Annotated in this window: 32 protein-coding genes, 3 pseudogenes and 1 other annotated feature (1 of these 36 cut by a window edge); of the genes and pseudogenes, 14 read left to right on the top strand and 21 right to left on the bottom strand. The window is 38.8% G+C overall.

Features of this window, described 5'->3' with window-relative positions; genetic code table 11:
- The first annotated feature begins 47 nt into the window (after positions 1-47).
- Entirely contained in the window at positions 48-986 is a 939-nt protein-coding gene (locus tag MOJ78_RS05605) for an NADP-dependent oxidoreductase (protein WP_304981191.1), read from the top strand.
- Positions 987-1,035: 49 nt separating this feature from the next.
- Here the strand turns inward: MOJ78_RS05605 and MOJ78_RS05600 are convergent, their stop codons facing one another.
- The gene (locus MOJ78_RS05600) at positions 1,036-1,812 is read right to left on the bottom strand and encodes a peptidoglycan-binding protein (RefSeq protein WP_304980215.1); all 777 of its coding nucleotides are present in this window, start codon (positions 1,810-1,812) and stop codon (positions 1,036-1,038) included.
- Positions 1,813-2,098: 286 nt separating this feature from the next.
- On the opposite strand from MOJ78_RS05600, the gene MOJ78_RS05595 reads away from it, so the two are divergent.
- A complete protein-coding gene (locus MOJ78_RS05595) occupies positions 2,099-2,317 on the top strand; it encodes a hypothetical protein (RefSeq protein WP_304980214.1) in 219 nt (72 codons plus the stop codon).
- A 201-nt stretch (positions 2,318-2,518) separates the two neighbouring features.
- Here the strand turns inward: MOJ78_RS05595 and MOJ78_RS05590 are convergent, their stop codons facing one another.
- The 3 genes and pseudogenes from MOJ78_RS05590 to MOJ78_RS05585 form a co-directional block, all read right to left on the bottom strand.
- A complete protein-coding gene (locus MOJ78_RS05590; protein ID WP_304980213.1) occupies positions 2,519-3,730 on the bottom strand; it encodes a hypothetical protein in 1,212 nt (403 codons plus the stop codon).
- Between the two features lie 12 nt (positions 3,731-3,742).
- A complete protein-coding gene (locus tag MOJ78_RS20875; protein ID WP_370529806.1) occupies positions 3,743-3,817 on the bottom strand; it encodes a hypothetical protein in 75 nt (24 codons plus the stop codon).
- 38 nt (positions 3,818-3,855) lie between these two features.
- A pseudogene (locus MOJ78_RS05585) lies at positions 3,856-4,206 on the bottom strand (RNA polymerase sigma factor); the annotation flags it as partial.
- A 256-nt stretch (positions 4,207-4,462) separates the two neighbouring features.
- On the opposite strand from MOJ78_RS05585, the gene MOJ78_RS05580 reads away from it, so the two are divergent.
- A complete protein-coding gene (locus tag MOJ78_RS05580; protein WP_304980211.1) occupies positions 4,463-4,834 on the top strand; it encodes a hypothetical protein in 372 nt (123 codons plus the stop codon).
- A 55-nt stretch (positions 4,835-4,889) separates the two neighbouring features.
- Here the strand turns inward: MOJ78_RS05580 and MOJ78_RS05575 are convergent, their stop codons facing one another.
- Positions 4,890-5,561 carry a hypothetical protein gene (locus MOJ78_RS05575; protein ID WP_304980210.1) on the bottom strand — a complete coding sequence of 224 codons (672 nt, stop codon included), beginning with the start codon at positions 5,559-5,561 and terminating at the stop codon, positions 4,890-4,892.
- Between the two features lie 12 nt (positions 5,562-5,573).
- On the bottom strand, positions 5,574-6,347 hold the full coding sequence (locus MOJ78_RS05570; RefSeq protein WP_304980209.1) for a hypothetical protein: 774 nt from the start codon (positions 6,345-6,347) through the stop codon (positions 5,574-5,576).
- A 256-nt stretch (positions 6,348-6,603) separates the two neighbouring features.
- Between MOJ78_RS05570 and MOJ78_RS05565 the strand changes: the two genes are divergently transcribed.
- The gene (locus MOJ78_RS05565; protein ID WP_304980208.1) at positions 6,604-7,623 is read left to right on the top strand and encodes a DUF3231 family protein; all 1,020 of its coding nucleotides are present in this window, start codon (positions 6,604-6,606) and stop codon (positions 7,621-7,623) included.
- Between the two features lie 54 nt (positions 7,624-7,677).
- Here the strand turns inward: MOJ78_RS05565 and MOJ78_RS05560 are convergent, their stop codons facing one another.
- Complete coding sequence (locus tag MOJ78_RS05560; protein WP_304980207.1) at positions 7,678-8,199, bottom strand: GNAT family N-acetyltransferase; 522 nt, start codon at positions 8,197-8,199, stop codon at positions 7,678-7,680.
- 159 nt (positions 8,200-8,358) lie between these two features.
- Complete coding sequence (locus tag MOJ78_RS05555) at positions 8,359-9,570, bottom strand: M20 family metallopeptidase (RefSeq protein WP_304980206.1); 1,212 nt, start codon at positions 9,568-9,570, stop codon at positions 8,359-8,361.
- Between the two features lie 134 nt (positions 9,571-9,704).
- Here MOJ78_RS05555 and MOJ78_RS05550 point away from each other — a divergent pair, with 134 nt between their 5' ends.
- Positions 9,705-10,415, top strand: a complete 711-nt coding sequence (locus MOJ78_RS05550; protein ID WP_304980205.1) for an alanyl-tRNA editing protein — start codon at positions 9,705-9,707, stop codon at positions 10,413-10,415.
- 50 nt (positions 10,416-10,465) lie between these two features.
- On the opposite strand, the gene MOJ78_RS05545 is transcribed toward MOJ78_RS05550, so the two are convergent.
- Both MOJ78_RS05545 and MOJ78_RS05540 read right to left on the bottom strand, forming a co-directional pair.
- Positions 10,466-11,011, bottom strand: coding sequence for a GNAT family N-acetyltransferase (locus MOJ78_RS05545; RefSeq protein ID WP_304980204.1), 546 nt, complete (start codon positions 11,009-11,011; stop codon positions 10,466-10,468).
- A 196-nt stretch (positions 11,012-11,207) separates the two neighbouring features.
- Positions 11,208-11,760 (bottom strand): annotated as a pseudogene (locus MOJ78_RS05540) (DNA topology modulation protein).
- A 123-nt stretch (positions 11,761-11,883) separates the two neighbouring features.
- Here MOJ78_RS05540 and MOJ78_RS05535 point away from each other — a divergent pair.
- The 5 genes from MOJ78_RS05535 to MOJ78_RS20870 all read left to right on the top strand — a co-directional run bounded on the left by MOJ78_RS05535 (position 11,884) and on the right by MOJ78_RS20870 (position 13,551).
- Positions 11,884-12,360 carry a hypothetical protein gene (locus tag MOJ78_RS05535; RefSeq protein ID WP_304980203.1) on the top strand — a complete coding sequence of 159 codons (477 nt, stop codon included), beginning with the start codon at positions 11,884-11,886 and terminating at the stop codon, positions 12,358-12,360.
- A 40-nt stretch (positions 12,361-12,400) separates the two neighbouring features.
- The gene (locus MOJ78_RS05530) at positions 12,401-12,574 is read left to right on the top strand and encodes a hypothetical protein (protein WP_304980202.1); all 174 of its coding nucleotides are present in this window, start codon (positions 12,401-12,403) and stop codon (positions 12,572-12,574) included.
- A gap of 21 nt (positions 12,575-12,595) precedes the next feature.
- Entirely contained in the window at positions 12,596-12,979 is a 384-nt protein-coding gene (locus MOJ78_RS05525) for a hypothetical protein (protein ID WP_304980201.1), read from the top strand.
- Positions 12,980-13,176: 197 nt separating this feature from the next.
- Positions 13,177-13,401, top strand: coding sequence for a hypothetical protein (locus MOJ78_RS05520; RefSeq protein WP_304980200.1), 225 nt, complete (start codon positions 13,177-13,179; stop codon positions 13,399-13,401).
- Positions 13,402-13,422: 21 nt separating this feature from the next.
- Positions 13,423-13,551, top strand: a complete 129-nt coding sequence (locus MOJ78_RS20870) for a GrpB family protein (RefSeq protein WP_370529805.1) — start codon at positions 13,423-13,425, stop codon at positions 13,549-13,551.
- Positions 13,552-13,630: 79 nt separating this feature from the next.
- On the opposite strand, the gene MOJ78_RS05515 is transcribed toward MOJ78_RS20870, so the two are convergent.
- Positions 13,631-14,341, bottom strand: a complete 711-nt coding sequence (locus MOJ78_RS05515; protein ID WP_304980199.1) for a DUF421 domain-containing protein — start codon at positions 14,339-14,341, stop codon at positions 13,631-13,633.
- Between the two features lie 199 nt (positions 14,342-14,540).
- Between MOJ78_RS05515 and MOJ78_RS05510 the strand changes: the two genes are divergently transcribed.
- Together MOJ78_RS05510 and clpP are read left to right on the top strand one after the other, a co-directional pair.
- Entirely contained in the window at positions 14,541-15,245 is a 705-nt protein-coding gene (locus MOJ78_RS05510) for a sigma-70 family RNA polymerase sigma factor (RefSeq protein WP_304980198.1), read from the top strand.
- A gap of 26 nt (positions 15,246-15,271) precedes the next feature.
- Positions 15,272-15,856, top strand: a complete 585-nt coding sequence (clpP, locus tag MOJ78_RS05505) for an ATP-dependent Clp endopeptidase proteolytic subunit ClpP (RefSeq protein WP_304980197.1) — start codon at positions 15,272-15,274, stop codon at positions 15,854-15,856.
- A 101-nt stretch (positions 15,857-15,957) separates the two neighbouring features.
- Here clpP and MOJ78_RS05500 read toward each other — a convergent pair whose 3' ends face one another.
- From MOJ78_RS05500 to MOJ78_RS05480, 5 genes and pseudogenes are all read right to left on the bottom strand, one after another.
- Entirely contained in the window at positions 15,958-16,506 is a 549-nt protein-coding gene (locus tag MOJ78_RS05500) for an RDD family protein (RefSeq protein ID WP_304980196.1), read from the bottom strand.
- Positions 16,507-16,576: 70 nt separating this feature from the next.
- A complete protein-coding gene (locus tag MOJ78_RS05495; RefSeq protein WP_304980195.1) occupies positions 16,577-16,750 on the bottom strand; it encodes a hypothetical protein in 174 nt (57 codons plus the stop codon).
- Between the two features lie 1,347 nt (positions 16,751-18,097).
- Complete coding sequence (locus MOJ78_RS05490) at positions 18,098-18,322, bottom strand: hypothetical protein (RefSeq protein WP_304980194.1); 225 nt, start codon at positions 18,320-18,322, stop codon at positions 18,098-18,100.
- 268 nt (positions 18,323-18,590) lie between these two features.
- The gene (locus MOJ78_RS05485) at positions 18,591-19,139 is read right to left on the bottom strand and encodes a GNAT family N-acetyltransferase (protein WP_304980193.1); all 549 of its coding nucleotides are present in this window, start codon (positions 19,137-19,139) and stop codon (positions 18,591-18,593) included.
- A pseudogene (locus MOJ78_RS05480) lies at positions 19,139-19,331 on the bottom strand (streptogramin A O-acetyltransferase VatC); the annotation flags it as partial. The pseudogene MOJ78_RS05480 and the gene MOJ78_RS05485, both read right to left, overlap by 1 nt.
- Positions 19,332-20,030: 699 nt before the next feature.
- Here MOJ78_RS05480 and MOJ78_RS05475 point away from each other — a divergent pair.
- Positions 20,031-20,492, top strand: coding sequence for an SRPBCC family protein (locus MOJ78_RS05475; protein ID WP_304980192.1), 462 nt, complete (start codon positions 20,031-20,033; stop codon positions 20,490-20,492).
- Here MOJ78_RS05475 and MOJ78_RS05470 read toward each other — a convergent pair.
- The 3 genes from MOJ78_RS05470 to MOJ78_RS05460 are packed head-to-tail and all read right to left on the bottom strand — an operon-like array spanning position 20,489 to position 21,901.
- Positions 20,489-20,806 carry a hypothetical protein gene (locus tag MOJ78_RS05470; protein ID WP_304980191.1) on the bottom strand — a complete coding sequence of 106 codons (318 nt, stop codon included), beginning with the start codon at positions 20,804-20,806 and terminating at the stop codon, positions 20,489-20,491. The two genes, MOJ78_RS05475 and MOJ78_RS05470, sit on opposite strands and share 4 nt — an antisense overlap.
- Positions 20,807-20,859: 53 nt before the next feature.
- A complete protein-coding gene (locus MOJ78_RS05465) occupies positions 20,860-21,396 on the bottom strand; it encodes a DUF3995 domain-containing protein (RefSeq protein ID WP_304980190.1) in 537 nt (178 codons plus the stop codon).
- Between the two features lie 40 nt (positions 21,397-21,436).
- Complete coding sequence (locus MOJ78_RS05460; protein WP_304980189.1) at positions 21,437-21,901, bottom strand: hypothetical protein; 465 nt, start codon at positions 21,899-21,901, stop codon at positions 21,437-21,439.
- 233 nt (positions 21,902-22,134) lie between these two features.
- Here MOJ78_RS05460 and MOJ78_RS05455 point away from each other — a divergent pair, with 233 nt between their 5' ends.
- Positions 22,135-23,394, top strand: a complete 1,260-nt coding sequence (locus MOJ78_RS05455; RefSeq protein ID WP_304980188.1) for an MFS transporter — start codon at positions 22,135-22,137, stop codon at positions 23,392-23,394.
- A 51-nt stretch (positions 23,395-23,445) separates the two neighbouring features.
- Here the strand turns inward: MOJ78_RS05455 and MOJ78_RS05450 are convergent, their stop codons facing one another.
- Positions 23,446-24,006 carry a GNAT family N-acetyltransferase gene (locus MOJ78_RS05450; protein ID WP_304980187.1) on the bottom strand — a complete coding sequence of 187 codons (561 nt, stop codon included), beginning with the start codon at positions 24,004-24,006 and terminating at the stop codon, positions 23,446-23,448.
- Between the two features lie 189 nt (positions 24,007-24,195).
- Entirely contained in the window at positions 24,196-25,425 is a 1,230-nt protein-coding gene (locus MOJ78_RS05445; RefSeq protein ID WP_304981190.1) for an MFS transporter, read from the bottom strand.
- A gap of 95 nt (positions 25,426-25,520) precedes the next feature.
- Positions 25,521-25,600 (bottom strand) — a binding site (T-box leader) (it continues 187 nt past the right edge of the window).

The raw sequence follows: 25,600 nt of genomic DNA, 5'->3' as shown, positions 1-25,600 counted from the left end.
TACGGGGATGATTGGAAATGGAGACACCGAGAAAGGATGAAACATGCATGAAAGCAATCGTTATTGAGCAATACGGCGGTAAAGAACAGTTAACCGAAAAAGAAGTTCCGACCCCTGCTCCAGGAGATGACCAAATTCTGATTGAGATATACGCAACCTCAATAAATCCGATTGATTGGAAGCTGAGGGAAGGATATTTAAAGGAAATGCTTCGGTTCGAGTTTCCGATTATTTTAGGTTGGGATACAGCAGGAATTGTAAAAGAAGTAGGCTCAAAGGATTCCAATTTTAAAGTTGGAGACAAAGTATTTTCACGTCCTGCCACAACTAATCGTGGCACTTATGCTGAATATGTCGTTGCTGACGAGTCCTTGGTAGCTAAAATGCCTGACAATCTCGATTTTGGTGAGGCCGCTTCTGTTCCGCTTACAGGGTTGACCGCTTGGCAATGCCTTTTTGATTTTGGTGAAATTAAAGAAGGTGATAAAGTACTCATACATGCTGGGGCAGGCGGCGTCGGTACGATGGCGATCCAACTGGCCAAGAATGCTGGGGCTTATGTTGCAACAACCGCAAGCGTCAAAAATATTGAATTTTTAAAATCCATAGGTGCCGACGAGGTTGTCAACTACAAAACCACAGACTTTGAGGATGTACTTCAGGATTATGACTTCGTCTTGGATGCACTAGGTGGAGAGATTCAGAAGAAAAGCTTCAATGTCTTAAAAGAAGGTGGAAGACTCGCATCAATCGTTTCGCGGCCGGACGAAGAAACCGCTGATGAAAAGGGAGTTAAGGCAGGTTTCGTCTGGTTGGAGCCAAACGGTGAGCAGTTAGGCCAACTAGGAAAACTGATTGAACAAGGTCAAGTTAAAACCCATGTAGGGCATACCTTCGACTTCTCAGAGGAAGGACTCCGTAAGGCCCATGAGATTAGTGAATCACATCATGCGAAAGGAAAAATCGTAATCAATATCAAACGATAGTTGATATTTTAAATAAAAAGGGGATGACACTGGGTCATCCCCTTTTCTATTATTCAATTACTCTTATATGTACATCTCTTCTTCCCCATTGATACGCGTCATCACGATTAGGAATGAATACATCAATTTTATTACCGTCAATTGCGCCGCCTATATCAGCCGCAATCGCATACCCATAGCCTTCAACATGTACTATCGATCCTAGTGGAATTACACTTGGGTCAACTGCAATCACCTTACCGTCTGGATATTTTTTTAAGTTGATGCCCATTTTGGTTATGCCTGAGCAACCTGAACAATTAGCTGTATAGGCTGTACTTTCGACGTTCAGTTCTTTGCCGACAGCTGCTGAACGGGGTGCAACTCTTCGGTCTAAAGCTCCTCGCGTATTCGGCCCGGCAATTCCATCTACGACAAGTCCTGCGTCTTGTTGAAAGCTTTGTACCGAACTTGCAGTACCAGATCCATAAATTCCATCGATGCTAGATTGATAATATCCTAATTTTTTCAACTGACTTTGGACTTCCGCAACAGGGTTTCCACTGTCACCTTGTCGTAAAACTTTTATTGCATGGTTCGTTTGAGGTCCTGCAAGGCCATCTACTTTCAGATTCCTAGATTGTTGAAAATCAATGACAGCTTGCTCAGTTATAGGTCCGAAATATCCTGTCGCAGTGTGATACGGATAAATACCCTTTGTCATTAGGTATTCTTGTAATTCAGCTACATCCTCGCCTGTCGTTCCTTTTTGTAAGGTGCGATCTCCAAGTGCTGCATCTGCCCATGATGGTATAGCAATTACCAATACTCCAATAACAAATGCCATGAGAATAGTCCTCATCTTCATCATCATATTTATTCACTCTCCCAATCCTTTGTAGTTGAAAGGATTCGTTGGAAAGTGACAGTATCCGTCGATTAATGATGAATTCACTACATTTTACCCCTGCATATCCATTAACTTGAAATATTCTATTCAATATGTTCAGTGTAGAAAAACATGGTATAAATGTGGATTCATATGACAGTACAACCAGTCATATATTTAATATGAAGAATAAACGGTCAGCTTCTTTATGTAACAAATACTATAAGAAACAGGTGATGACAAAATGTTTCATGTCCATTTTTTCGAGGAGAAAAACCTTTTATTAAGTCAGTTACTTCAACGCGTTCCATCGGTAGGTGAAGATTTAAAAATTAAAGGCCGTAAAGGTACCGTTTCAAGTGTTAGCGGAATTGATGAAAATAAGGTTCATGTGCAAGTTGTTTTGGAAGTCATCAATAAGAAAAAGCTTCTTGTAGATGATAAGAAAAAGAAAAAGAAATAAAAGGAAACTGTTTATCCTTACCCAAGAGACAATAATACCTTTTCTGTATTAGCCATTTCGGACGACCATCTCTTCTCTTTCTCTACTTTTCTATGTTTCTCTCCTTATATCACAGAGTCCTTTTAAATAGTTTTTACTTATGCCGAATAAATAACGTAAAAAATAGCCGGTAATGTGCTGCTACCGGCTATATGTGTTAAATTAAAGTTGTAAATAATTCATGTTAGCAATGACATTTTCTTCTTTGTCGTCCTCTTCCTTTTCTTCATGGGAGCTACCACCTATTACACCTCTATTTGTAACCAATTTGGTCTGAATGACGCCGCATTGATCTTCGCTTCCGTCGATCACACCATAATTGTGTATACCATCAATTTTGTTGAAAAGTTCTTCTGGATCTACATTATCAGCGATATCGAGAATACCCCGAACAATCATGGTAAGATTCTCTTTTGTGTACTTCAATTGTGCTTGTGTGAGGTGGTGTTCACCATCTATGACAAGAAGCTTTCCTGTATAGCTAAGTATGGATACAGAAGGATCTTCACACTTCTTCAAAACTGATTGCATTAATTCTTTTCTGCAAATAATCCAGTCTTCCGTATGAAACTTTTCAATACATTGTTCTAGCGCATCTAGTGTTACATCACTTTCCAAGTGAATGGTTCCAGAAACATATAGTCGATCCGATTGAAATCGTTTGATTGATGAGGAATCAAGGTGCAGATCTTCACCGATGTAAACCGACCCTTTTGGAATAATCGTCATTTTGCACTTTTCAGGATGCTGTATTTTTTCACCAATAACATCCATAAGCTCCTCACGTATGATCGCTTCATCCAAAAATTCAAACTTCCCTATTTTTTCATTCAATAAGGAAGCATCAATATTATCAGGGAATGATGCCGTACCATTAACGACTATATTTGTTCCAGTTTTAAGTGACTTAAGATAATGATCATTATACTCTGTATCATTCAGAATCACATCGGCATCATCCATGAACGTCATTACATCACCGAGATGATTTTCGATTTTTTGATGGAGAAGTCCGACTAACCTTTCAGGACACAATAAATCGCCGAACAATGTTATTCCACTTAGCTTTTCGATCGTATCCACTGTGACGTTCGGCTTAACGAGCAGTGTCCCTTTTACTGCAAGGTGGATTGCTTCATTAAGACTTTTTCCAAAGCTTTCATTGAGCTCAAAGTCACCTTTGATCAGTTTTGTATTTTCCGGAACCTCTATGGAATTATTCACGTTTTTCAGCCCGAATTTCGAAAGGAGGTTCGTCACTTTTTTACTATAAAGCAATGTATTTATGTTTTTAATCACTGTGACTCCCTCCAAGCTTTCTGCAGAAGCTCCAGTCAAATCTAAAAAGTTGATATTTTTGATTACTTTGCTCATAATTATCACTCCTTACGTTTTATTAAGTTGGGTCCGTAATTGCTTTAATGCCTGTTGAAGACGGTAACGAACGGTAGAGTCAGGAATATGGAGACGGTCAGCGATTTGTTTGCTGTTATGCCATGCCAGTATCGCTTATAAACAATGTCATAAAACTTGGGTGGAAGGGTTTCAAGCATTTCTTTCATTTCCAGATTAGCAATGTCATTAGCTTCAATTGCCGGTTGAAACTTATCTTCGAATGGTGTTTCAAACCGATCTCTCCTCCGTCTATCGTGAAGGATATTTCTTAACACTTTATAGAGCCACGCCCGTTGCTGATAATCACGGAGTCCACTCAGCTTTTCAGAATTCCCCAGCGCTCTGAGGAATGTCTCCTGTAACAGATCCTCCGCCTCTTTTTCATTTCTCGCGATCGCTTTTGCAAAACGAATCAGCTCTTTTTGGTGAGTGCTGTACAGTTTTTCTACCAACATAACCGCTTCATTCCCCTGCCGTACTTTCTCTTCTCCCGAAGGCCTTCACTTGTATAACGTTTCAAACAATGAAACTGTTGGATTTAATTTTGCAGATTTTAATTTTTCACAAGGAAAAAGCGTCAGAATGCCACTTTTCCATCATTCTCCATTTACTATCATAATCCTTTATCAATTAAAAAAGAGCGGATTGAAGGAAAGCGACGAATATTTGAAGAAAATATCATGCTAGGAGAGATTTTAGGGGGAAAATAGAGTGAAACGATTCTTGATAAGTTTATTTTTTGTATTAATCATTGCGGGTTGTAATAATGAAAAAGTAATACAGCCTGATACGCCGGTGAACGCGTCTTGGTTAATGAAACTCCAAATTGATAACAAGGATTACGGTAGATTCCAGTCATTGTTTTATGAAGGCGCAGAAGAAAATGTATCGAAGGAGACCTTTCAACAATTTGGGGAGATCACAACTTCAGGTACGAACTTCAAAAACTACGAATTGTTAACCTTTGAAAATGGAGAAATGCTTTTGGTGGAATTTGCTCCCAAACAAGACAATGATGACGTATACAAAATTGTTAATGTGAAGTTGGTTCCGAACGAAATGAAGTCCTTATTCAGAGAATAGTTAAGCTCACTCCACGATTATGTGGGGTGAGCCGTTTTTTCATAATAACGTTTCCTTAGAATCCATTGATTTGAGCAGTGTCATTTACTTCTTCAGTTTCGTTTGTTCCTTCGTCCACGGATTCTAAATTGACTTCTGTGGCAATCGTATTCAATGCCTTTGTGACTACTTTCGCAATTAATAAAAAGGATATAAACAGAACCAGGTCCAAACCATATGAGATTAATAGTGCCACATCATATGAATCGTTAAAAAGAGTAGTGCCATAGTCAGGATCGGTCACAAGTCTGTTTACAGAATTCGAAATAAAAAATAGAAAATAGTAAAATGGCAAATAAAGCTTTAACTTGGATCCGAAGCTATATGTATTTTGGCTTTCTTTAAAGTATCGATACATGGTCGAGTACAAGTTCCACATCCCGTAAATTGAATAAAATGGAATGAATATTCTTCGGATTGCTCCCCATGGAGTAATCTCATAGCTAGGATTGAGAAGTAGTATATCCCTATGCACTTTGAAAATCCATATCGTATACGCGATTACTAACATAAAATAGGTGATGACGAAAAATAAATTTGTAAACATGTCAAAACGTTCAATTTTCAAATACACTTCATAATTAAAGGTATAAATTGCTGCGTTGATCGTGCAAATGCCTGTCAAAATAACGGTTGCCCATAAAAATACCTTCAAAACATTCCCTGTCTTTTGCGATTTTAACAACATGTATCATACTCCCTATGGTAGATTTTCCAAATATGTCAATGCTTCATCTAAAGTTGTAACCGGCACGACTTTCAACTGGAGATCTTCTTCCTCCATCACCTGTTCTGCTTCATATTCATTACTGAAAGTCGGATCGATGTAATACGCTTTATCTGCAGGAACAAAAAAGACATCTACCTGATTTTCCTCTGCTGTCAGGAGCTTATGACGGATTGCTCCGACTGATCCAACGGTATTATCTGCTGCCATTGCCCCTGTTCCAGCAATCTTATATTTACCGTCTTGTGAGAAATCAACATCCTCCCATTCCTCAACTAACCCAATGGAAAGCATAAGACCGAATGAGTCACCAATATAGTTGGTGGATTCACTAAGAATTTCTTGAACCCGATCGTTCAACGCATTTGTCTTCCCAGAATCAGACGTCGCACTTGCATATTCAACTGCATTTACTACGGTTGCTTCTTTATACCCCTCAGCCATTTCTCCTGAGGCAAGGTATTCTTCATATGTATAATTTTCTAATGGATAAAATTGCAGGTCTTCGCCATAAACAGTCATGACATCAATTCTGTCCCAAAGTGTCTCGGTCACACCAGAATATACATAAGTGAAATTAACGCTACCGTCTACTCCTAACTCTTGAACAGATGCAATATCTCCTTTAGCAATAAACTCTACATGATATGGCCACATGAATAAAATTGAAATCAGTAATGGAATCAGTAATAAAGCAAGACCTAAACGTGCTTCTTTATAGTGACGTAATCTGGAAAAAACCGACATATATCTAGTCACCCCCCTAACATATCATCGTCCACATAGTTGAGGTATTTCAGTCCTTTTCATAGCACCTGAATGGGATTTTCAAAGGAAAATATTACGATTAAAATAGTTCCACTGCCATTTTAACATTAAGAATTGGCTAATATTTATGTAAATTTTGGTCACAATACATTTGACTATATAAGAAAGATACAATTGAATTCACCAACTAATAACGAGTCATTAAATAGCAGTTAAAATTCGGAGGTATTTTCCCATGGAAAACTCTCATCAATATGTTGGTTTATCCTCTTCAGAACTTGCAAGCTTGTGGACACAATATCAGGATGATAGCATGGCCATCTGTTTTTCGAGTCATTCATTAGTAAATATTGAGGATCAAGACGTTCGAGAAATATTTGAGCATGCGCTAAGGTTATCAAAATTGCATATTAAAGAAATCACAGAATTTTTCAATCAAGAAAACTATCCTGTGCCAAAAGGATTTACAAATGAAGACGTTAACCTGGATGCCCCGGCATTATTTTCGGACCTCGTATTATTGCATTACATCTTTGTCATGACGCTGCAAGGTTTAACGGGCTATGCGGGGGCAATTGGATCATCGGTTCGGGCTGATGTAAGAAGTTATTTCAAAAAATGCAATACAGAAACGATGCAACTGTATGATGAGATTGTTGAGATCATGCTACAAAAGGGAACCTTCAACAGGCCACCTTCGCTTAATGCACCGGACCATATCGACTTTGTTAAAGATCAAAATTACTTAAATGGATGGTTCGGAAAACAAAGGCCTCTAAATGCTGTTGAGATCAGCGGTCTTACGTTCAATTCCCAAAAGCTGTTTATGAAAATTGTCTTAGAAATGGGATTCAGCCAAGTTACCAATTCAAAGGAACTTCGTAAATACTTTCAAAGAGGGGAATCTATTTGTAAAAAACACACCAAGGCGATGAGTTCAATTCTAAGAGACAGCAACTTAACACCTCCGAGAAGCTGGGAGTCAGAAATAACCAATTCAACCATTGCACCGTTTTCAAATAAGCTCATGCTGTTTCATGTCAGCACACTTGTTACCACGGCGATCGGATTTTATGGAGCCGGTTTATCTACTGTCCAAAGAAGGGATTTAGGAATAAAATACACAAGTCTTATAGCGGACATTATGCTATATGCAGAGGACGGAACCAATCTAATGATAAAAAACGGCTGGTTGGAACAGCCCCCAATGGCTAGTGACCGGCAAGAGTTGGCTGAAAAAAATGAAAGCCCATAATTAAAACACCATCAATGTGGAGACTTTAGTAATTTAAATACAATCCCCCTACATTTAACATAATTCAATCCAGTAGCGTCTCACGATGGTGCCATCGTCCTCAATAAATTCGTCTTCAAGGATTCCGCCGTTTTTGAGGATGGTCCGTTCTGAAGCGACATTGTCTTTGTTACAGGTTACAAGAACTTTTTCGATTCCAAGCTCTGCCGTTTTTTTCAGTGCCTGTTCTAAAATTTTCGTCGCGTATCCTTTGCGCCTTTCAGAAGGTCGAACACCGTAACCAATGTGGCCCCCGATCGTTAATAGTTTTTTCGTTAGACCATGACGGATGTTCACCGCTCCGAGGATATTTCTTTTTTCATCGACAAGCCAATAATTCGAATGCGGGACCCAGCCTTCTGGACTGTTTACCGCTTTCTCTGAATCAATCAGGAATTGAACAAGCTTTTCAAAATCAGACGGATCTTCTTTTACAGTCCAAGGGACGATGCTTTCTCCGCTATCGACCCACTCCTGATAAAACTTCAGATACTCTTCTCGTAATTCAATAGTTGGCTTAATTAATTTAATTGTCATATGTATTCTCCTGCCCTAAATGAAATTTCACCTATTTTAGCATGGAATTTCTAAATAGTGAACGATTTTTTCCTATAAAGCGCAGTAAAAAGACCGGTCCTGTGTTAGTTTCTGCAACAGAGCAGAAGATCTTTACACAGTTACCGGCCTTAATATCTCTTACTTATGAACTTCCACTTTTGGGTCGATTTGGACATTTCCTTGTTTTAAAAAGGTTACTGCAGCAGTTCCAAGCGTGTTTGCTGCAACGAGCATGCCGCGTTCATCAATGTTGAACTTCGGGTGGTGGTGTGGATAAGTAACTTCCCTAGTCTGGTCTTGAGCTCCCGTGAAGAAGAACGTTCCCTTTACGTGCTGGAGGTAGTAGGCGAAATCCTCTCCGCCCATTTGTGCAGCTGCTTCCTCCACATCGGTTACACCAGGAACGGATTTCGCAATTTCTGCTACAAAGTCCGTTTCCTCAGGATGGTTGACAACTGCCGGATAGCCTCGTAAAAATTGATACGAATAGTCCGCATCAGCAGATACACACGTACCTTTTACGACTCGTTCCAACTCGTGTTCAAGAAAATCACGTACATCCTCATTAAAGGTTCGCACGGTCCCTGTAAGTTTAGCAGTATCGGCTATGACGTTAAAGCCATTGACTGCCTCGAATGCACCAACCGAAACAACCGCTGATTCTTGGGGATCGACTCTCCGACTCACGAGCTGCTGGAGGTTCACTACGAGCTGTGAACCAATGACGATGGCGTCTTTTGTAAGATGCGGTTGTGCTCCATGACCTCCTTGCCCTTGGATCGTCACATGGAATCGGTCCGCCGCAGCCATTACCGGGCCAGTCCTAGTAGCGACTTCCCCGACTGGACTCGTCGCCCAAAGGTGTGTTCCAAAAATAACATCAACGCCATCAAGGCACCCGTCTTCTATCATCGCAATTGCGCCACCAGGCTGATATTCCTCTGCGTGCTGGTGAATGAAAACAACGGCACCTTCGAGCTCATCCTTCATACCGTTTAGCACCTTAGCGAGGACAAGAAGGGTTGCCGTATGCCCGTCGTGTCCACATGCGTGCATTACGCCATCTACTTTTGACTTATAAGGGACATCGTTTTCTTCGTGAATCGGTAATGCGTCAAAATCGGCCCGCAGTGCAACGGTTTTCCCTGGCTTTTCACCTTTCAGCGTTGCAACAACACCACGCCCGCCGACACCTGTTCGAACTTCATGGCCTAATTTTTCGTGAAACGCAGCAATATACTTCGGTGTCTCCACTTCCTCAAATGAGAGCTCAGGATTCTGATGTAAAAAGCGGCGGATTTCCACCATCTCTTCATAATGCTCCTTCAATTTTGCATACAGCTTTTCCATTCTGTTTCATCCCCTTTGAAAATAATGCCAACACAGATTTTCATAATAGTATAACAATTTCTACATATCGGTTGAAAAATCCTTCGAATGCCGTAATATTATCTTTAAATACTTTTTTCAGGAGAGTGGAATGGATGACAGTTGAATTGTATTTGGATGATAGCTATGCAAAAACGTGTGAAGCGAATGTCGTTAACATTGACGGGGATAAGGTTAAGCTAAATCAAACCATCTTTTATCCTACTGGCGGCGGTCAGGAGCATGACACCGGGTTCCTCGTTCAGGACGGAAATGAATTCGAAGTTTACAAAGTTAAAAAAGAAGCCGGCGTACCAGTTCATTATGTGAAAAATGCTGGCGAACTCAAGGACGGTCCTGTAGTTGGGACGATTGATTGGCAGCGTCGCTACGGGTTAATGCGTCACCACACGCTTTTACACGTAGTCGCAGCTGTCCTGAATGCCGAACGCGGCTCGCTCTGTACAGGCAACCAAATTTATCCGGACCGGGCACGGATTGATTTAACGGAAATCCATGAGCTTTCAAATGAAGAACTTGAAGGGTATGTGGTGAAGGCGAACGAAGAAATCATACTGAATCACCCTGTATCTGCTCGAGTTTTACCTAGGAATGAAGCAGAACAAATATCAGGTGCGATCAAAACCGTAGTCAATCTGATCCCTCCATTTGTCAAAGAAATCCGTCTAGTGAAAATCGGTGTCATCGATGAACAAGCTTGCGGTGGGACACATGTCAATGAGACGGCTGAAATCGGTACCGCCACACTCGAAAAAACGAAGAACAAAGGTAAAGGCGTCACAAGGCTTGAATTGAAGCTGGATTGATAAATCGAAATGGGCTGACCTAAAGTAAGTCAGCCCTCTTGTAAATATTTTTACTCTTTGAATCTTCCCATCATAATAGTGTCATAGTATTGATCATCAGAAAGGATTTTATCTTTTTTTAACTGACCTTCTATTTCAAAACCAAGCTTTTTATAAAGTTTAATGGCTTTATCATTTGTTTCTAATACATCCAAAGCGATTTTTTTAATACCATTGGCGTCAGCCCAGGAAATAGATTCTATTAATAGGTTTTTCCCTATACCATATCCCCAATAATCTTTTAATACGCATACTCCGAATTCTACTTTATGAGAGAATCTTTTTAAATGATTTCCTTCGCATCTTGAAAATCCTACGATTCGATTATCTGCAACCGCAACCAAAAATAAGCTATTTGTACTCTCAGCATCCGTTTTAATAATCTGTTCAAAACCTGATACATCAATGAATGCCTCGCCCTTTTCCCTATCCAAGTTCTCAGTCTCTCCATCAATCTGTATTCTTAACTCAGACAACCGTTTTGCATCTGTTCCGATTGCGGATCTGACGGTATAATCCATCCCATTACGATCAAAAACTTTTTGTTTAATAATCATTAAATACTCCATTCACATTAAATTGTTTCAATAGTTTTCTATTATATTAAAAGTTTAGGGGGTAACTGGAAAGCTTGGCGTTATAATTTGGATTTATCTCGTGTAATTTGGATTTTCCTCGTGTAAATCGAATTTTTCTCGTCTAATTCGGTTTTTTCTCGTGCAAATCTAAATTTTGGCTTCTAACTTAGATTGTTTAGGTAGGATTGTTTGAATCAATCCTTTCTTTTTCGAAGGAATCCGCTTTGACCTGGTCAAGGAAGTTCGCGACCTCTTTTTTCGTTTTCAAAATGTTGACATGTTTATAAGGCTCATAGTCAGATAATCTTTCAAGCAACTGTGGTCTGCGATTTTTCTTGAAGTCCCACACCCAGCGAACAAACTCAGGATCAAGTTGTTCCTTACAGCCTTCCGTAATATCCGGCCTCGTTTTGTTGTGGTACATCCATCTTCTTTTGACTATTCGGTACATGCAGGTCAGACGAGGCAAATCGAGGAAAATAATCGTGTCCGCCCCTCTCTAAACGGACATTCATTGTTGACCCATAATTTCCGTCGATGATCCAGGAATCTTTTTCAATAAGTTGCTCTTGTTTGGAACGAAGCTCTTGACGAGAAATTTCAACCCATCCTGGCTGCCAATAAATTTTATCCAGATGAATCACATCAATGCCAAGAATTTCTCCTAATTGTCTTGAAAGCGTTGATTTTCCTGCGCCTCCAGAACCGACTACTGCAATTCTCTTCACACAAGATTCCTCCTAACCTACGTAACTCTCGACTAAATACCCTGAAACATGGAATTTAATGTTAAACTAATACTATACATATATCAAGAGTTTTCTGAAATTATATTGTGGGGGAAAAAGCTATTGAAGTATTTTATAACGATCGTTTTGTTCGGGGCGGTTTTGTTCAGTTATTTCAATTCAAATATCACCTGGTATAAACATTTGTTTTCAGGAGAAAGTGAGCATTGGACAGCAACGTTCAGTTCGGTTAGCCATGTCCTCGAAACCGATCAGGAAAAACCCCAAAACCAACATTTAGTTAAATACATGACGAAAAATAAGTTGAAGTTGACGTTTAAAGGAAGTCTTGAACAACTAGGAACGCATCTAAGGTATTCTTATGAACATCATGCGATAGGAGGCTCTGCGTCTGATAGAAAAAGTAATAAAAGCACCTTTCACTATAAAGTGTTCACCTCTTCTGGCGGATCCGGAGGAGAAATGTATTATCCAAAAGACATGGAGTTTATTCCCGTCCATATCGAAGAAGGAGAAACGATTCCCGTGAAGATCGAATGGGATGGAAAGACGGAAACCCTCACCTTAAAGAAACAGTAAAAATGGTGGATTAGCAATCAAATTTTCGGGAGGTGTAGCAATGAGCGTTATAATTGGTATTGTTGTAGTGGCCCTTGCGTTAGCGGGTTTCATTGACTGGAGACGGAAACGGAATAATAACGATGGCGAACGCGCGATCAACCCACATGCAAAGCCTGGTGAAGATTCAAACCATACAATGGGCGACAATCAATATATGAACGATAATTTTTAAAAATAATCAAAGGAGAATTCTATGGGCTATTTACCATATTATTTGCTAACGTTTTTCACTCTCGGCGTCGGTTCCTTTCTCGTCATGATTTTTCTGATGAAAAAGGGAGAGTCCGACCTGTCGTTTAAAAAAGGATTCATAAGCTTCATCACCTATTTGCTTGGCACCCTATGCATTTCAGGATTGTTTGTATACCTTTACTTCTTTCCAAGTGGAGAGTATATAAATCGAGGAATAGCAGGTTTGTACTTGACCATTATTATCGTTCTTATCAGTTTACTTGTGATGTATTTTGTAGTACAACGCGCTATCATCAAAAGTTATCACGCACCGACGATACCATACATCTTTTCACTACCTGCCCTGACTATCGTCTATTTTATCGTCCTCATTCAATTCATGTAAGGAGTTCAGGAGGTAATTACCATTACTATATTGTTCTTACTCTTTCATATCGTTCTTGGATTTGCTTTCATTTATTTTTACGGAAAGCTGCCAAAAGTACATACAACATTCTTAATGGTAGTTTCTGTTATAGGTATCGTATATTTTGGATCCCTTGTTTTACATACATATTTTTAAGTATACAGGAGGAATAATCGTTGCCAATCGTTGTTATCATGCCAGTCCTGCTATTAATCCTAGGTGCAGTAATTTTTCTTATGGTCAAACTTTCTTCTAGCATAAAGATTATGCTATTCGGGCTTCATTTAAGTCTGGTCGGAGGTATTATGGTAATTGATCCGAATTCAGGTTTATCTGGATTGGGCTATTTTATCATCCTTGTTGGTCTCGTCGTCTCGGTTATTGGGGCAGATAAAAAGTAATTGACAAAATTATAATCAGATATTATTCGTCACTTAGCTGTAAGAGACTATCTTCGAACGCATTCCGAAGATGGCAAGCAGTATGGAGATTTAAAAGAGAACCTTGCTAAACAGGTTCCCGAGCGACATCGTATCCTATATAAATGGTAAAGATGCATTTGTTAAGGAACTAGAAAAAAAAGGCACTCCTTTGGTATAAAAATTAATAAATCAGTGCTTTACTAAATCGTTAATAGGCCGCTTCTTCTCCGACCCCATTGACCTGGTCGAACGTTTGAACGAATAAACCGTCGTCTTCCAGCCATTCTGCAAGAAATACATTATGATAATCCTCTACCCCTTGTTCAAGAAGTTGAAGTTTTAACCATTGTTCACTCTGGCCAATTTCCTGCAACTCATCCCTCAACAATTGCCCATCTCGAATCAATGACACTGGTACATAGACAGCTTTACTAGGAAGATTAAAGTCTTCCTGGGTTGTTTTTTGATAAGCGGTTTTCTTAATTAGACTCAACGATCCGTTGGCTTCCAAATAACAATAGGCAACCTCTCGAATCGAAAACGTTTCAGATTGCCGCAATAAACTTTGAAGCTGATTGATGTTCATCCGGTTTTTCTTAAGCTGCACTCTGTTGATGACTCCATTTTTAATCAAGACGGACGGTTTTCCTTCAAAATACAAACGCAATTTCAATATTTTTTGACTGCCGATTTCCACCGCAAATAAAAGGAATGCCCACAAAGACATCGAATAGACTACATACCCGACGCCGATTTTCTCATCGTAAAGAGCATTCCCTAATAGTTCTCCTAATACGATTGCGGCAATGAATGTGAACGGGGTAATTTGATTGATGAGCTTCTTACCAAGGAATTTGATTAGTAAAAATAAAAGGAAGAAACCGACTATTAATTCAAGGGTTAAAAAAGCGAATTTCATGTATGTATGAACTCCAATCACCATTCGTTTATTACAATTTTATCCATTTAAATAAAACTTAATCGGGTACCTATCGAACGAATGCATCACATTCTGATATTATGGAAAAAAGATGAGTAAACCGAAATTTTTGACCCCCGTATCTTTTTACAGTAGTTATCCGTTTTAAAAGTAGAGAGGTGCTAAAGGAGTGAAGATTATGTATGCCAGGCCTGGCGTTGAAAAAAATGAACAAATGCACTCTTCCGACAAGCTGATCGAGCTTTACCCAAAGCTTTCACGTTATTGTCAGTTTCTGTCCCAAAATAAGTGGGATGGTGAGGACTTAGCGCAAGAAACGATCCTTAAAGCGATTGGCCACTATGAAAATAAAACGGATATGAACTCAGCTTTATTAAATAAAATTGCACATAACACATGGATCGATTCCGTTCGAAAACATAGCAAGGAAACCATCAGCGAAATCCCTGAAAATGTAGAAGACAATGTGAATCCTAGGACTTCCTATGATTGGATTGAAAAGTTTTTCAATACGTTGACCATGAAGCAAGCAACCATTTTCACATTAAAAGAAGCGTTTCAATATAAACTTTCTGAAATTGCTGAAGCACTTGATATGAGTGAAACTGCAGTAAAAAGCGTGTTGAACCGTGCACGGAGAAGACTTGAAAAGCTAGTGGATGCCGAACATGAGAATTTTACACCTCAAATTGTTCCTGATTCAAACGAAGAACAAATCCGAACCATTCTATATGAGGCACTTCAAACGGAGGATCCATCGAGACTACTCCGTATTGCATCTGATATTCTTAAGGTAGCTTCTGACCAACCGAAAATGATTTTACAAACACGAAAAATACGATCTACTTCTTCTCCTTCTAGCCACCTCTCAATGGCAGCTTAATTTAGAAGGATACAGGAGGAAACCACATGAGTACAATTCCTTATGTCATTGAACAATCGAGTCACGGTGAGCGTTCCTATGACATTTACTCTAGATTATTGAAAGACCGGATCATTATGGTGAGCGATGAAATCAACGACCATATGGCAAACAGCATTGTTGCACAGCTATTGTTCCTGGCAGCCAATGATTCGGATAAAGATATTTCACTTTATATTAACAGTCCGGGTGGATCAACATCTGCTGGTTTTGCGATTTTTGACACGATGCAATACATTAAATCGGACATCAGTACGATTTGTACAGGTATGGCGGCATCGTTCGGAGCAATGCTTTTGCTCGCAGGAACGAAGGGGAAACGATATGCGTTACCAAACAGTGAAATCATGATTCATCAACCGCTTGGAGGCGCGCGCGGCCAGGCGACCGACCTCGAAATCTCGGCAAAACGAATTCTGAAGCTTCGCGAACATTTAAATAAAATCATTGCTGAACGAACCGGCCAACCGGTTGAAAAAGTCGCGGTCGACACAGACCGAGATTACTTCCTCAGTGCAGAAGAAGCGAAGGAATACGGGATCATCGACGAAATCATTTTGCCGAAAAAGTAAATTCACACAGTGACTAGCTTGAAATCTCAAGCTAGTTTACTTATTGTTCGTTTAACAAACCTCCAGAGGGACTTGATTACCTTGTGGTTACTACTTTACCTTTAGCCAACAACTTCTGTCCCTGCAATCCAGTCATAAATGGTTTTCCTTTTTTTATTGGTCAGAGGACTTAATAGGTATGTTAATGCTAAAAGATTGACGGCAGTTAAGATTACAATAATGGCATTTTCAGTAAAGTCAGTCGGTAGCATTAACCGCCATATGCCGAAGTGGGCAACTTCCCAAGGAAGAAGCTTTATGGATGTCCGGACAGTCGAGCGACCGAGTCCGATACGTTTTCCGGTACGGTCCACAACACGGATGGCCATTTTCTTCTTCCCCCATGTCCCCTGCCATCTAGAACGCTCACATATTATAAAATAGAGTGAAACGGGTAGCGTCATCATTAAAAAACCTGTCATTTCAGCTGTTACTGGAGAATTTGAAAATAAGGGGGTAATGAATGGACGGAATACAAGTGAAGTCGTACCCACAACAAAAAGTCCATAAATTACAATAACAAGATAATCTAATAAAAAGGCATAAATACGTGTTTTTAATGGTGCAGTCGACATTGTGATGTGTTTTCTTTGTAGTAGAACTAATTGCATATTTTCCTCCTTTTCATGACAGATTTTGCCGTATGAAGACCTCAGTAGTGCATGTCTTTATCAACATAACTTATTTCAAGTTTGAATCTGGATTTTTTTCTGAAAACAATAATATCAATGTTGCCAAGGGTCCAAGCAACAGAGAAAGTAAAAACCAATTTAAACCAGTCCTGTTTTTTCCTTGCGCCAAACCTGCATTTATTAGAGCAAGAGTGCCCCATCCAACAAAATATTGATTTTCCAACCTTTTTCACCTCATAAACCTTTTTATTTTTTTACGATTAAACGATCATAATGTTTCAGAATCTTTTTTAGAGTTGTACCGGTTAAAGGTTGCAGAGTTTTTGCAAAGCAAACAAAAAAACACAAAAGTAAATCGAACTTGAATCTTAAGCTCGATTTTAATTCGCAGTATTCAACTAAAGCCCCCGATTGTCGAACAAAAAAATTTTACTTTCCCAGTCATTCAGTAAAGAATTGAAAAACAGAAACAACCCATAAAATCGCATAAATAAAGCGAGGATCTCGCGATTCAAGTTTTTCTAGTTTCTTGACTTTTTTCGTGTCAATGACCCGTGACTTTTCTTCTCTAATCAATTTTAAATTATAAGTATATAAAATGATCAATACTATAGGGAGTATTAGTACATCAAAATAAATGATTTTTTTAAATGAATTATTTTCAATGCTTAAACTGTGCAATAATATGGGAATGAATATTCCATAGACAATTAAAGCACCTTGTATCCATGCAATAAAAAAATATATTTCACGGTTCTTCATTAAAAGAAATATTAAAAAAATTAATGGTAGAAATAATGAAATTGAACCAATAACAAACAACCAATAACACCTCATTCTTTAATACCTATTGTGTTATTTTTCATTAAGGACTCACATAACTTCTCCAATTATACCCCTTTTGCTGAAGAACAATCATGTCGGACGGGAGACGGTTGGTAGGTTCCGTCCTTGAGTTGTCGTTTAAAGCCATCAATGACGCTCATTACTGGTTTTTATAGATTTAAAGTGAGTTAAATAAAGAAATGACCCCTGATAAATCCGGGGTCATCTAACGATAATTTAATTTATATTAGATTTTTACGTATACTGTAACTTCTATATTTTATTTCGATTATCCTGTTCATTATTTGTTTGGTGGCTTACCTTCCACTTGTAATACTTCTTAACAATCCAAGAGTTAGGTACTAAAAATCCTTGAATTACCTATATCGCAAAGATAATTAAAGACAATTTACCAAAAAAATTGGATCTATATATACCATACCGAATATCAAAACAGCCCACAAACAAATACCAACTACTGTTGCATATAATTTTACTCGCGAATGCGGTTTTAAATCTGCCTTGTTCCGTATATATTTCCATCCAATAGTTGCTAAAATTAGGAATGGTATAATATAATACTGGGCTTCTAATGATTGTGGCATATATCATCCCTCCATTCCAGACGGAAAAACCGTATATTTTGAGAAGACAGAAACGGGTTTCATATGTATGACCCCAACCGATGCCTAACTGTATTCGTTGGGAGATAATATAAACTTCGACTCCCTTCGAGGTCTAGATATCAATTCGAATGATCCAACCAAACCTCCATACTGGAAGATAGAACTTTCCGATCAACTGGTTCGTAGCGATTGTAGACTTCGTCATATATCACATCTTGAAAATTCGGATTCGTAAAATTTTTCCAGAACTCCCCACTCCATACATCGGCATGCTTCGGAAAGGTCAGTCCAATTAATACGAAAGTAAAAATAAAAATTAAACAAGATAATCTCTTCTTTGACATATATGTACCCCATAAAAGTCAATACAAATTATAGCTATAATTGATAAAATTTTACATAAGGCAATAGTAACGACTCTTTTCGGGACACTCAGTCGTGTTTATTCCATTTGATTAGTAGCTCAAATAGGGCTTTTGTTTCAAATTACATCTTTCCTTGTTCAATTAAACTACTGCCCGATTGCTTAATAAAAATTATTTCAAAACCACACGAGTAATTTGCTTATGGTCATTAAACAAATGAATCTTTGCCTAACACCCAAGATATATATTAAGGTTGATATTCTTCTTTTAATAACCCCATCACAACGGTATCATAATACTTTCCGTCTATATATTCATCGTTACGCAATCGCCCTTCAACGACAAAACCGTTTTTTTCATAGGAGCGAATAGCACGTAAATTTCCGCTCCAAGTATAGAGTTGTATACGGTTCAGATTCATCGTTTGAAACAAGTAGTGGATAAGCGCCTTCATAGCATCCGATCCATAGCCGTTGTCCCAGTATTCTTTAACCCCAATTCCTATACCTACCGTACAACGCCGGGAGACAATGTCTAGTTCACGGTAATTAATAGAACCAATATGCTTGGGATTTTCCCCGCGAGTATAAATGGAAAATACCCCTTCTTCACGTTTATCGATCTTTTTTATTTTTTCATAATCTTCTTCGATCTTTTCTAGTGGAATGTGACTTTGACGAAATAAGCCAGATCCCACGCCCAATTTCGAAGTTTCTTCATCGTTGATCCATTCGTAAGTTCTTTTTGAATCTTCTAGCGACACAGGTCGTAGTTCGACTTTGTTTCCTGTTATCATGAGTGTAATGCCATCCTTCCATTTTTTTCAATTTTTACGCCGTGCATGATTGTCACGTCTCTTCCAATCCATATCGTTCCCAATTTCTGTGTTTCCCTTGTCAGGTAGACCTTCCAATGAAGGAGTATGCTTCTCCCAACAGTTTCCGAAATGATTGATTGGGAATGTTGAACCATCCATGCGATGATTAGCTTACATTCCTCCTAATAATTTCGAACACAAAAACCCCCCTATACTCATTTTCCGAGATAGGAGGTAGTGTAATTTATAGTGCAGACTTAAAATAGGCTTGCTTATTCAAGGCCGTTTTTAGTCTTTATAAAGTACATTACAATAATCCGATCCCAGAAAAACAATCGATAAAACTAATATTTTTGATCAGATTGGCAAAGAAGCCCTTTCTGAGCAAATATAGAATAGTATCGATTTTTCTTTAAGTTAGGATTATTGAATCATGTACTTTTTTCACCCTTCCGTCTTTTAGTAGCTATACTATAAACGATTAGTTCAGAATAGTCAATTATTTTTGCGGATTATTTTCTTATGTTCCCTTCCGATTAAGGAATCCATTTTATAAAAAGAGCTTATTCCACAATCTGGCCCTTAAATGAAAAATGAGTACTGATCGTTATTCAGGAAAAGCACTAGATCGTTGAAAACATCTGCTCTAGCAAATGATTGGATAATTAATGCTTCTTACCGACACAGAATCCGCTATTTAACCAAATTCACTCGAAAATGGGGTGGTTTTCAAGCATTAATGGATCTGGTGTCCGCTTACAAGCTAAATACACCTAAATGTTCACAAATAGCTAAACCTCAGTCCGTTCGCAGGATAATGACTTCGTACTCTTTTTTTTATATACTGTAGAAAAAAGGGGGATCTTTCTTATGCCGGTAATCTACCATACAATTTTGATAAAAGCACCGATTGATGTCTGTTTCGATCTTGCAAGGGATATTGACATCCACACAAAGACGACTGGCAATACGAAGGAAAGAGCAGTAGGCGGTGTTACTACCGGATTAATTGAAATGGACGAATCCGTTACGTGGGAAGCTGTTCATTTCGGTGTCCGGCAAAGGCTGACTGCTAAGATCATAGAAATGGACAGGCCATATCGATTTGTCGATGTTATGGTAGAAGGGGCTTTCCATTCCTTTACTCATACCCATGAATTTGAGGAAACGGTTAACGGAACGATTATGAAGGATACATTCGACTATCGTTCCCCGCTAGGATTATTAGGCAGGATTGCGGATCGATTGTTCCTAGAAAAGTATATGCGAAACTTCATCATAACCCGTGCTGAAGAATTAAAAAAGGTTGCAGGGGAGAAGGCATTACGTTAATAAATACCAGCTATCTTCCCATCCATATCCACTTTAAATTCTGCAATTGTGTTTCCAGTTTCGACGCCTTCAGTGGTGGTGATCATGACAAACCATACATTCCACTTCTTATCTTTTATTGTACGAAATACATTCAAATGCTCCTTTAAAATCAAGTCGTTACTGTCAGCGTTCAGCGAATGAATATTTCCATCTTTTTTCAAATGCTCTAATACAATTTCCTCCGCCCTATCTTTAGAAATACCCTCCTTCTTCTTTGGCGAACAGCCGATTAACACTACAAAAATTAATGGAAGTAACATAATTTTTTTCATGATGACCTCCCTTTTCTGTAATATTGATCACATCATCTTTATCCCGTGTGAGTTTATTTTATTGGCGGCATAATTGAAAAAAACGCAACAAGCCCGAACAAAATACCTCCTAACAAGAAAAACGGTTCAACAATGATTAGTAGTAAAGGTATTGGTTCTGCTTCCTGCAAGCTTTGAATAATACCTACACCACCGCGTAAACCCAATACTACACAAGCTCCCCATGCACAAATAAGTAACAACCGAGGGGGAAGTTTTCGACCCCATTCTTGAACAAGTGCTAGTGCAATAAAAGCTGCAAATAAACATAGGAAAATCGCAACCAGATTAATGATGAATAACACTTCGCTCATCGCCCTACCTTCAAACCCTAAAGTGCCTCCAACAGCCCAGTAAATATGAATGAACCCGAATAGAATCGACCAAACAAACGCTGCATATCCTGTAATAACGAACCATTTATTGGTTTTGTTTAGGGGGAAGTATATTTTACTCTTTTTGATTGTAATCATTCCTTTCATTATAAAGGGCACTATATCCATTGCTTGTATATAAGAACGCCATTTGCAGTTCTTCAAGATCTTCTCCAATAAATTCTCCTCTAAGTAATACAAATAACGTTGGTAGATTTCAATCCGTTCTCCCATCTAATGACCAATAGCCTCCAACCAAGGCACTGTCTTTTGGTATGTAGGGAAACGAGGTTCCACCGACGACCTTTCCTTCAACTACGTACACATAGGCGTACACTTTTCCTTTTGATTTTATTCCACTGCAACATTCCCAATGATCTAATGGATGATTTTTAATGATGAATTTTTCTACATCGACCATCTTTCCTATGTAAGGTACAGCGTTATTTCCCGGCATCTTCCAGTAAAAACTGTATGGAAGGGTCTGTATTTTGCTTTTTGTAATCTTATAACTTTCTTGGTGCTGTACATATGAAAGAACTTTATACCCTTGCTTTTCAAGATAATCTTTTCCAACTGTAGCAGTTGCTGATAATTCTTTTTGTTGAACTTTTGCTTGTTGACATCCTATCAATGCAAACAAAATAATAAAAATGATAGAGGATGGATTAATTATTTTCAAAACAACTCCCCCAGATTTCTAGCCAAAATCTTATTCTATTAAACTTCGAATTACTTAATTCCAATTATTTCAAAAATAACCATTCAACTCAATCTTTAAATTTCACTCTCACATAATTTTTTATCCTGGATAACCTCCGACCAAGGTTGTAGTGTATTTGCATCTATTCTCTGAGGTTGGTTGCTATTTGTTATATTATAATGAAGGTACAAAATGAAAAAGGATGCGAAAACATGGAATCTTTATGGCATGATAGGAATTTTAAAACGATAATAAGTGCAAATATGCTATCACATATCGGGTCAGGAATAACGATGATTGGTGTACCGTGGTATCTTGTTACAATGGACAATGGAGAGCGGACGCTCGGTCTTATTACACTTCTTTCTACAATTCTACTATTCTTTTTAGCACCCTATGTTGGAGTCATTATCGATCGGTATTCACGTGTTAGGATTCATCGTATATGTGACTTCATCGGCTTTATGACGATTGGTAGCTTTGCTATTTGGGGACTATCAGGAGGTACATTCGAGACCTCTCATCTTATGATGCTTTATTTGACAGGTGTACTCTATTATACGGTTCACTATCCGACCATGTTTGCTTTGAATCAGGAGATTTTTTCTAGTAAGGTATACGGAAAATTAAACAGTATCATGGAGATTCAAGGTCAGGCAGCAAGTATGTTAGCCGGGGCTGTAGCGAGTATAATGATCGTGCATTGGGGACTTTCAGTAATCTTGCTGATTGATGCGATCACCTACATTACCGCATTTTTCTTGTTTGCTTTGATTCGTTATGAACCAAAGGTCGAGCCGAAGGATACGACGGTGAAAATAACTGCTTTTTCGGATATGGCGGAAGGCTGGAGATTTTTAAAAGAAAAGCCTTTGTTGATCGTGTTTTTTCTTGCAACAATGATTCCCTTTTTGACCATTATGATTACTAATTATTTGTTTCCGATTTATGTTGCGAAGACGTTGGAAGCTGGACCTTCCGTTTTTGCAATGAATGAAGTGATTTATGCGATTGGAGCTGTCCTAGCGGGGATAACGATTCAACGATTAACGAGTCGGTTCGGATATCTACCGATGCTTCTAGGGATGATGACGCTATTCTGGTTCGCAATTGTAAGCATTTCCTTGATTCAAACCGTGTACATCTTTTTAGGGATGGTCATCGTATTGGGTTGGGGGAATGCCGGGATACGGATTAATCGTAACACACTGCTTATGGAAATCGTACCGAACCGTCTGATAGGAAGAATCAACAGCTTCTTTGCTGCGATTGAAAAGGTATTTCGGGTTAGCTTGATCGCTGTTTTTACAGCAACTGTTCACGAAACAGGAGCATCCCTTTCCCTCTTGTTCCAAAGTTTTCTCATCCTATTTGCAATCTTTGCGATATGGGGTGTGCGGTCTGTTATCAATCTATCGAATGAATCCACATCCATAAGCAACCCAGCTCCCAAAAAGCTCGTTGTGAAATAGAAAGAATAAGGCTATCCTCAATTAAACAGGATAGCCTCTTCTTTAAGTGAATTATTTGGTCATACCATAAATGCATGTATCGGTTAATTCATTGCCTTCCAGAGAAACATCATCATTTTTAAGTATACCTTCAAGTGTAAACCCTAACCTTTCTGGAATGGCACGGCTCTTCAGGTTTTGTGAATCGCAGCGGATTTCCAGCCGTTTTGCGTTTAACTCCGTAAAAGCAAAATCCGAAATACCTTGTACAGCCTCTGTCACATAACCCTTTCCACTATATCTTGAGTCCCCCCAATATCCGATTTCGAACTTTGGAACATCCCAATCTATACGGTGCAATCCTGAGGATGCTACAAGTTCCCCGGTATCCTTTAGGAAAACGAGTAAACGTAAATCCTCCCGTTTCAAAAACTTGATGTATGATTCTCTTATGTTGACTTCAACATCTTCCATCGTTTGGTTTAAATGTGCAAACGGCATCCATGGCTTTAGTTCATTCAGTGATGCCTGGATTGCATTGTGCACCGCTTCACCATCACCTGGCTGCGGTATTCGGATGTGTAACCTTTCGGTGTAAAACTCATGTGGAAAATCTAGTAATATTGGATTCATTACCATTTACCCCCGTTTGATTCTATTTAACTATTTACTATACCAAAAATCCGCTAAAGGGAGGACACTTTCTCTCTTTTTCCGCTTCAAACTGTCCGCATGAACCCGTTATGAGGACACTTCCTCCCTTTTTCCGCCTCAAACTGTCCGTATGAACCTTTCATGCCTTTCATGCCCTTCATGATGACGTTATTGTTCAATAGATTGATAAAGTTTTGCTCTTAACTTTTGAAGAGTTGAGTGAAGCAGAATTATTGTGACCGTGAACATGACCAATCCACCAAAAATGACTGAAAACCGAATGGAAACGAGTTGTGCGGTGATCCCTAATGTCATTGTTGTCAGGATTACAAAAGCTGCTTCAATTAGTCCATAGATACTTCCCACTCTGCCCATCATGTCAACTGGAATGTTGTTTTGAAAAAATGTATGGAATCCAGTATTCGCAAAGGCAAGTGAAAAGGAAAGAACGAAAAATCCTATCGCCGCTCCCAAAAAATCAGTTGAAAACGCATAGATGATGTAGCCGGTTGAAACGGTTAAAGATCCTATTCCAATCAACAATGAAGTCGGAATTATTGTTACAAAAACCGTATTGACAATCGCACCAAAAACAAATCCAGCCCCTGCTATACTCACTAAAAATCCATACTTACTGTTCGTTAATGAAAGTACTTCCTTCGAAAATGCAGCCTCTAGTGAGTCGATTGCCGCCGTCATGACCATCACACAACTGAACAGAAATACGATAAGCATGACATAAACGTTCTGACGACTGAATTGTATTACAGTTTTCCAGTCTTTTATTATTAGTTCTGAAGTGATCTTACTTCCCTCTGCATCAACAATCTTTTCTTTTTCAAGATTCGGCATTACAATCGTGACCAATCCTGATAAAAATAAAGCTATTGCATTGATGTAAATTGCAAAGATCGGCGTACCGACGATAAATAAAACTCCTGCAATTGCCGGGCCAATCAAAAATCCCCCAGAATCGACCAAACTGCGGAGAGAATTGAATCGTTTCCGTTGTTCAGATGGTATTAGCTTTGTGATATATGTCATTGATGTCGGATCAAACATAGAGCTTGCCATATTGATGATAAAAACAATGGCATAGATCGACCAAAGCGAAGATAGGAACGGTAATACGGCAATTAGCACAGCACGAGATAAATCGAGGAAAACCATTAGATTCCGCTTATTCAGTCGATCAATCATGCTCCCTGACCAAACATTTGTAAAGATTGCAGCTAGTGGCTTGAGTATGTAAAGAACACCAACTGCAAGAGGTGATCCAGTCATATCTAATACGATTAAATTAAGTGCGATCAAATAGATCCAAGCTCCAACATTTGCGATTCCGATTCCGAATAATAGAATCATTGGATACTTCCAATGTTCTGTGATCCTCTTCAAATTCAATTCAGTTTCCTCCTTTTGGAGGCCATTTCAAAACTGATCAGATGGCCCGTTTTTAAAAAATAAAAAAATCCCACCCCCAAGATCTAAGTCTTGGGGGCGAGATATTGATGTCGCGGTGCCACCCCAGTTCATTAATATGTCACCATATTAACCTTTTCAGGTACGGCAA

Source organism: Alkalihalobacillus sp. AL-G (assembly GCF_030643805.1).
Classification (GTDB): Bacteria; Bacillota; Bacilli; order Bacillales; family Fictibacillaceae; genus Pseudalkalibacillus.
The sequence above is the reverse complement of the archived record's forward strand: the minus strand, read 5'-3'. Positions and strand labels throughout refer to the sequence as shown.